We start from the raw sequence: 1,403 nt of genomic DNA, 5'->3' as shown, positions 1-1,403 counted from the left end.
GCTTTAGCTAGTGTTAATGCGGACAGAGGTGTATTTATCACCACTTCAAGTTTTTCAACTGGCGCAATGGAATTCGCAAGAAATCAAGGGATTGTATTGATTGATGGTAATCAGTTAACTAAGTTAATGCTTGAATATAAGGTTGGTGTAGAGCCTGCACAAGAATATGTCGTATATCAAATCAATTATGATGATTTTGAGCCTGAGGAGTAAAAAATAAAATCGGATTTTCAAAGATCAATATAATCTAAGATTAGTAGGATAGAGAATATAATTAAAATTTACATTTTTAACTGTAAATATTATTTAAGGAGCGATTTTATGGTGGCAGAAATAAGTATGTTAGGAGCTGATTTTAAAGAAGTTCTTACGTCGGGAGTAGCAGATAAAGCAGTTGGATTAGTTTCTAGTGTAAAGAAGAATTTAGATAAGGATAAAACTATATCAGCATATGAAAATGCCTTTACACAGTTCATTCAAGAAAATCATGAACTGAAAACTATTTCTATGGGATATAGAGATCAATTTGATCAAATTTATTTAAGTGAAAAAGATATAGATTATTTACAACAGACTGCTACAAGACTAATAAATTTATTCCAGAGACTACTGATGAAAAGAAAGAAGAATTGGAAAACCAATTAGTTAATCAACAAGGGCAATCAAATCTAGAAGCTGAACTAGTTATTAAACAATGGGAGAAAGAACAAATGAAGCAACGAAAGTCGATAGAACAATTTAGTAGATTTAATACAAGTAGATACATAACGTACTATGCAACTATTGGGATTTAATTATCGTGAAGCAATAGGGGAGCCGTTAACCGAATTGGTTGCAAATTCTATTAAGGAATCTACTAAAACTTCAATGGGATAAAGTTAATATAGTATGAAGAATCTTGTAGATTAAAACAAGTAATCCCGCTAGTAATTATTTGAAGATAACTATCAAAAAGGCTATGAGCAAGCGAAACCTTCCAAAAACAATATAATTCCATCAAGCCACTCATCTGGGTGGCTTTTTCTATACCCAAAATCCCATTATACACTTCAACCCTCACTTCCTTATATCTCCACCTATAAAGATAGGCTATAATGAAAATAAATAACCATATTGGAGGATTTAACATGAGACGTGTAATTATTGATTCAGATACTGCTGGGGACGATACAACGGCCATATTGATGGCGATGAAATACTTTAAGGTAGAAGGGATCACCATCGTTGCAGGTAATGTGGCTTTTGACCAAGAAGTTGATAATGCCTTAACGACAATTGAAACCTATCAACCAGACTATAAGATTCCAGTGTTTAAGGGTTATCAAAATCCGATGACCGCACTGCCAAATGAAACGCACGATACGGTAGAGGAGATTCAAGGTGGCAATGGAATGGGCGATGCT

The 1,403-nt window shown here is 33.6% G+C and carries 3 protein-coding genes; all 3 read left to right on the top strand.

Going from position 1 to position 1,403, the window contains the following annotated elements; genetic code table 11:
• A partial coding sequence (locus ACRCJ0_RS14110) for a restriction endonuclease (RefSeq protein ID WP_431390862.1) occupies positions 1-213 on the top strand: 213 nt, incomplete at its 5' end.
• A 108-nt stretch (positions 214-321) separates the two neighbouring features.
• The gene (locus ACRCJ0_RS14105) at positions 322-645 is read left to right on the top strand and encodes a hypothetical protein (protein ID WP_417893572.1); all 324 of its coding nucleotides are present in this window, start codon (positions 322-324) and stop codon (positions 643-645) included.
• A gap of 482 nt (positions 646-1,127) precedes the next feature.
• Positions 1,128-1,403, top strand: a 276-nt coding sequence (locus tag ACRCJ0_RS14100; protein WP_431390861.1) for a nucleoside hydrolase, incomplete at its 3' end; no start/stop codon positions are given.

It is taken from the genome of Aerococcus sp. L_32, assembly GCF_050689315.1.
This window is presented reverse-complemented; position numbering and strand designations above follow the sequence as displayed.